Below are 5,093 nucleotides of genomic sequence, written 5' to 3'. Positions count from 1 at the left end.
TGGGCTCCCGGGCGTAACGGGGGGGGGCGGCCGCCCTCTCCAACGCGCCCTGGGCGCGGGTGCCGAGCACGTCTGGGGCTGCGGCGCCGACGGAGGCGGCGACGTCGACCGTGCGCCCGTCGTCCAGGACGACGGGCGTGTGCAGCATCCGGACCAGTTGCTGAAGGCGGACCTGGCGGCGGTCCGCGGCCAGGTCCAGGACCACGGCGAACTCGTCGCCTCCGAGGCGGCCTACGGCGGCGCGTGGGCCTGCCCAGGTGGCGAGGCGGGCGCCGAACGCAGCGAGTACGGCGTCACCCGGCTCGTGGCCCATGGTGTCGTTCACGGCCTTGAAGTGGTCGACGTCGACCATGACCACGGTGGTGGTGTCGCCGTGGCGGGCCAGGAGGCGGCGGGCGCGGACGGTGTAGGCGTCGCGGCGCAGCAGCCCGGTGAGTGGGTCCTTGTCCTTGGTGGCGATCTGTTTGTACAGGGCGGTGGCGTGGAGCGCCCAGCCGGTCAGCGGCACGGCTGCGGCGGTGATCAGGAGGGCGTTCGGGCTGATCCGGCCCGGTAAGCGCGCGGGGCTGTTCATACTGAGGTTTCCCTCTCGTCTCAGTCACGGGTGGGAGTAGCTCGGGACCGCCGTTGCCTCGGCGGTCCCGAGCGTTTTGGTGTGGTGGTGTGGCTGCCCTTGAGCCGTCGAGCGGCCGGTGGGATCAGACGGCCACAGCCGGGGCAGGGGAGTCGAGGCCGATGCCGCGCAGTGCGTCCAGGACATACGGCTCGAAGCGGGCCTGGTGCTGGGTGGCGACCGCGCAGCCGGTGGCGCGGCCATAGGCGTAGCAACGGGCCATCAGGCTGGCGTCGGTGTCGGCGAGGGCCTGGTCGACGGCGTTGCGCGCAAGCTGCTCGATCCAGGTCTGGGCGGCCGACTCGCGGCGGTTGTGCGAGACCGACATGGCGAGGGAGTCCGCCCACCGGCCGCTGCCGCAGGTCGGGCCGCCGCACTGATCCCAGTTCCACTGCCGGTCGCGCATGCCATCGGGGTCGGAGTCCCAGTCCGCGGCCCAGCCCGCGGCCCGCTCGGGGATCTCCTGCTGGATGACGTTCAGGACGTCGCGGCCGGCGGGACCGAGCGCACGGTGGGCTTCGGTCTCCTCGAGGACGCGGATCTGGTGGGAGAGCAGCCGGTAGGGGTAGTAGCGCTGGCTCCAGTTGCCGGTCTCACCCAGCGGCTCCACGATCCACAGCCGGACGGGCCAAGTGGGGCACATGCCGGTGTCCTCCAGCACCTCGCCGATGCGCTTGACCATGCGGAAGTAGGAGAAGCGGCTCTCGTCGAACCACAGGTTGGTGCAGGGCTTGGGGTGGTCGATGACCTTGCCGACGCTGGCGGCGAGGTTCACCGGGGTTCCGGCTTCGCGGGACATCTCGATGATGCCGTCGGCGGGGGTGGCGATGTACCAGGTGACGGGCTTGCGGGCCATGGAGTCCTCCGTGAAAGGGGTGAGAGCGGCCGGGCCGCTCATAACTGGATGTTGATCTGGCGGCGCGGGTCGCCCGCGCTGGTGTGGACGGTGCGGCGGTGCGCGGCGAGGCCGGCGGTGCCGCCCTGGATCGAGAGGTGGCAGTCCGGGCACCCGTGCGCCCACTCATCCCCGGCCACAAGGTCGGCCGGGGTGAGCGGGTGCGGGTGCGGACCGTCGGCGGCGCGTCTCACTCGCGGACCGCGGCCGCGAACTGCTCTTCCAGGTCCGCGCGGCCCTCGGGGACGTCGTCCTGGTCGTGGTCGTCGGCCTCCTGATCGACGTCATCGGGGCCGCCGTGGACGGGGCAGACGGCGTCCGGGTGCGGCCGGTCGCTGGTGTGCGCGACGAGGAGGTCGGTCACCGAGTGCACGGGCTGCCAGGCGCGCGCGTCGCACTCGTCGTCGTACGGGCAGCACGTGAGCAGGTCGAAGCCGATGTCGCCCTCGCCGTCGACGTCCGTGCGCAGGGCGAGCACGAGCCGGTCCTTGCCGAGGCGGATCTCGCCGACGCGGTCGCCGCCCGCCAGGTCGCTGCCCTCGCGCCAGGTCTACAGCGGCAGCACGTCCGGGCCGAAGACGCGGCGCACCAGGAGCAGGGAGCCGAAGCCGGCGCTGCCGTCCCAGCCCATGTCGCGGCGGCGGGCGTCGCTGGCGCGCTTGAGGAGCGGCTCCAGGCGGTGGATGTTGTCGGCGAAGACGACGTGGTCGAAGCCCTCGCCGTGCAGCTGCGGGAACGCGGTGACGGCGTCGGCGTGCTGGCGGCGTACGACGTCCTCGGGCACGGCGCGGTCCGGGTCGAGGACGGCCTGACGCCGCACGCACACGTCGGCCGGGGTCGCCACGAGCAGCGCGACGACGGGTACACCGTGGGCGCGGGCGGCGTCGATCAGGCCCTTACGGACGCGGGCGTCGGTGTTCGTGTCGCTGATGACCGTGGTGAGCCGGCGGGCCATGCGGGCCTTGAGTGCGGCGTGCATGACGGTGACCGCGGCCTCGGTGGAGGACTGGTCGCCGGCCCGGTCCGAAACCATCGCCCGGAAGGCGTCGAGCTCCAGGACCTGGGTGGCGGGCCAGCTGCTCGCCAGCGTGCTCTTGCCGCTGCCGCTCGCCCCGATCATCACGATGAGCGACGGGTCGGGGATGGTCGTGTCGAGGGGCTGCATGGTGCCGGTGAAGGTGGTCTTCATGCGCGTTCTCCTTGCGGGTGGAGGGTGGAGGTGGCCAGGTGCAGGCGCATCCCGGCGGAGTCGGCGACGAAGGCCGCGGCCTCTTCAATCGCGCAGGCGGCGGATTCGGCGTCTTCGCCGTTCAGCGGCGTGAGCGCGGCGGCGCGGGAGGCCATCGTCAGGAGCTGGTTGAGCGAGCCGAGGACGCCGTCCTGCGGGAAGCCTTCGTCGAACAGTTCGCGCAGCAGCCCAGCGAGGAACTCGGCGTCGACCGGACCGCCCAGTTCGTCCTCGACCTGCTGGACGGCGAGCTTCGCGATTCCGGCCGAAGCGCATACGCGCTCCAGCCGGGTGCGGGCGGCGGGGGTCACCGGCGGTCGCCATTGCGCAGGGTGATCCAGGTGGTGACCAGGGCAGCGGCCACCCCGATCAGGCGGTGGGCCGCCTGGTCCAGCTCCATCAGAGCCGTGCCGGGCCCGGAGACGTCCTGGACCGGCTCGGGGTACTCGGTGCCCTCACCGCCGGCCTTGCGTACGACCGTGGCGTGCTTGATGTATCCGGTCTTGCCCGCCTTCTCGGCAAGCCACAGGAGCGGGTCGCGCCGGTCCAGGATTCCGTGGGTGATCGCGTTGATCGCGGCGCCGGTGAGGAGCGCGGCCGCGGGCACGCGGTAGCCGACGGTGCGGGTGACGGCGAGCGTCGAAGCGAGCTGCACGGCGGAGTAGCTGGCGACGTGTCGGCTCACCGAGCGGCGGCCGTACGCGCTGGCGGTGCAGGTGCGCCCCTCCTTGCCGTGGCGCCACGGGTTCTGCTCCACCGGGGAGCCGTCGTTCTTGTAGACCAGGTGGGAGCCGTGCATGCCCTTGGTCGAAGCGTCGTGCGAGTTCTGCACGACCTGGTCCCCGAAGCTGTGGACTCCGTCGAAGACGGCGGTCAGGGCGGCGGCCAGGGCGAGGCCCTCGATGGTGCGGAGGCGATCGGTCATGCTGGGTGTGCTCCTCATTTCGGTGTTCGGGGTGGGGTGTGTGGGGCGGCCGGCCTCTTGCCGATGCTGCGGTCGCCCCGTGATGCGCTTTCGCCCCCCGCCGGAGTCCGGCCGGGGGCGGCGGTGTTCAGAACGGCGGCTCGTCCCAGGCCGGGACGGGCAGGAGCCGGATGCGGAGCTCGCGCCGGTCGGACCAGCAGCCGCACGCCTCCATCTCCGGGAACGGCCCACCAGCCCACCAGCCGCCCTCGCCCCGGCAGTCGGGGCAGGAGCGGCGGGGATACGGCGTGAGGTGGATGCGGTGCCGGTCGGCGTACAGCTGCCAGCGGCGGGCCTTGAGGACGGCGGCGGCCGCGGCGAGCGCCACAGGCACCGCAGCGGCCGCCATCAGCGAGCAGGGCAGGGTTCGCACCGGCTCAGCGGGCCGGGGTGCTGGCGCAGTACGGGCCGCCGGTGTCGCCGCTGTGAACGGCGTGCCCGCCGGTGGGGAGCAGTTCCTCCAGCAGCTCCAGGAGGTCGTTCTCGTCCTCCAGCAGCGATTCGACGTAGCCGTGGCCGCAGGTGCAGGGCACGAGGAGGGTGAGGACGTCGCGGTAGTCGGCGTCGGCGGTGATGGTGTGGTGGAGCCACAGCCCGCCGTCCAGGTGGGCCACGGCGCTGGGCTGGACGCTGTGGTCGCGCAGGGCGGGGTAGCCGGTCCAGGCGTCGTGGTCCACCGCCTGGCCGAGGGTGTCGGGGTAGGCGGTGTAGATGTGGTCGGCGGCCGCGGTCTCCGCCACGTCGCGCTCCTCGTCCGTGGTGAGGCGGGCGGTGGTGGCGACGATGTCGAACAGGAGGGCCAGCGGAGAGTCGGCCGCCGGGCTGATGGCGGGCGGGGTGAGGGTCTCGGTCACGGTGTGATCGCTCCTTCGGTTGAGGTGTTCAGGCGGCCAGCCGGTGCGTGACCGGCACGTTGGTGGTGGTGACGTAGGTGCCGGGGCTGGGCTCGTAGCCCTGGGCGCACGGGTCGCAGCAGCCGACGGTGCGTAAGGGCAGGCAGTAGTAGTAGCGGCGCGCGCACTTCGGGCAGGTGCTCCTGGCGGCCAGCGCGCGGTCCAGCGCCAGCTCCTGAGCCAGCGTCGGGACACGCTTCGGCTTTGCCAGGTCGACCCGGAGCAGGAACCCGCGGGTGGGGTGACGGCACGACCAGTTCGGCCGGGTCGCGCACAGGCGGCACCGCAGGATCGCGACCGGCCCCGTGTTGTCGCCGGGGCTCAGCCCCATCTCCCGAAGAGCACGCCGCGTAGCGAGGCCCTCGGGGACAGCGCCACGGTCATGCTCGGGCAGCAGCGCCTCGCTGCGCGGCACCTTGCGAGGGCGCTTGCGTCGGGTGCGCGGCATCACTGGCTCCAGGTACCGGGGAGGCGGCGCTGGGGCAGCGGGTAGCGGGGGC

General features: G+C 72.8%; 10 protein-coding genes. All 10 read right to left on the bottom strand.

Annotation, left to right across the window (positions count from 1 at the left end; all coding sequences use genetic code 11):
• On the bottom strand, positions 1-574 hold a 574-nt coding region (locus JS521_RS33640), incomplete at its 3' end, for a GGDEF domain-containing protein (protein ID WP_205086680.1).
• A gap of 124 nt (positions 575-698) precedes the next feature.
• Positions 699-1,511 (bottom strand): hypothetical protein, encoded by an 813-nt coding sequence (locus JS521_RS33635; RefSeq protein ID WP_239488194.1) that lies wholly within the window; start codon positions 1,509-1,511, stop codon positions 699-701.
• Complete coding sequence (locus JS521_RS33630) at positions 1,508-1,702, bottom strand: hypothetical protein (RefSeq protein WP_205086679.1); 195 nt, start codon at positions 1,700-1,702, stop codon at positions 1,508-1,510. The genes JS521_RS33635 and JS521_RS33630 overlap by 4 nt, the downstream gene beginning before the upstream one ends.
• Positions 1,699-1,986, bottom strand: a complete 288-nt coding sequence (locus JS521_RS37410) for a hypothetical protein (protein ID WP_307847994.1) — start codon at positions 1,984-1,986, stop codon at positions 1,699-1,701. The genes JS521_RS33630 and JS521_RS37410 overlap by 4 nt, the downstream gene beginning before the upstream one ends.
• A 72-nt stretch (positions 1,987-2,058) precedes the next feature.
• Complete coding sequence (locus tag JS521_RS37405) at positions 2,059-2,697, bottom strand: AAA family ATPase (RefSeq protein ID WP_307847993.1); 639 nt, start codon at positions 2,695-2,697, stop codon at positions 2,059-2,061.
• On the bottom strand, positions 2,694-3,047 hold the full coding sequence (locus tag JS521_RS33620; protein WP_205086678.1) for a hypothetical protein: 354 nt from the start codon (positions 3,045-3,047) through the stop codon (positions 2,694-2,696). The genes JS521_RS37405 and JS521_RS33620 overlap by 4 nt, the downstream gene beginning before the upstream one ends.
• Positions 3,044-3,661, bottom strand: a complete 618-nt coding sequence (locus tag JS521_RS33615; protein ID WP_205086677.1) for a hypothetical protein — start codon at positions 3,659-3,661, stop codon at positions 3,044-3,046. Before JS521_RS33615 ends, JS521_RS33620 begins: the two co-directional genes overlap by 4 nt.
• Before the next feature lie 127 nt (positions 3,662-3,788).
• Entirely contained in the window at positions 3,789-4,049 is a 261-nt protein-coding gene (locus tag JS521_RS33610) for a hypothetical protein (protein ID WP_205086681.1), read from the bottom strand.
• Between the two features lie 28 nt (positions 4,050-4,077).
• Complete coding sequence (locus JS521_RS33605; RefSeq protein ID WP_205086676.1) at positions 4,078-4,554, bottom strand: hypothetical protein; 477 nt, start codon at positions 4,552-4,554, stop codon at positions 4,078-4,080.
• Between the two features lie 28 nt (positions 4,555-4,582).
• Positions 4,583-5,041: an RRQRL motif-containing zinc-binding protein gene (locus JS521_RS33600; RefSeq protein WP_239488193.1), complete on the bottom strand. Its 459-nt coding sequence runs from the start codon at positions 5,039-5,041 to the stop codon at positions 4,583-4,585.
• Positions 5,042-5,093 lie beyond the last annotated feature (52 nt).

The organism is Streptomyces durocortorensis, from assembly GCF_016901035.1.
Classification (GTDB): Bacteria; Actinomycetota; Actinomycetes; order Streptomycetales; family Streptomycetaceae; genus Streptomyces; species Streptomyces durocortorensis.
The sequence above is the reverse complement of the archived record's forward strand: the minus strand, read 5'-3'. Positions and strand labels throughout refer to the sequence as shown.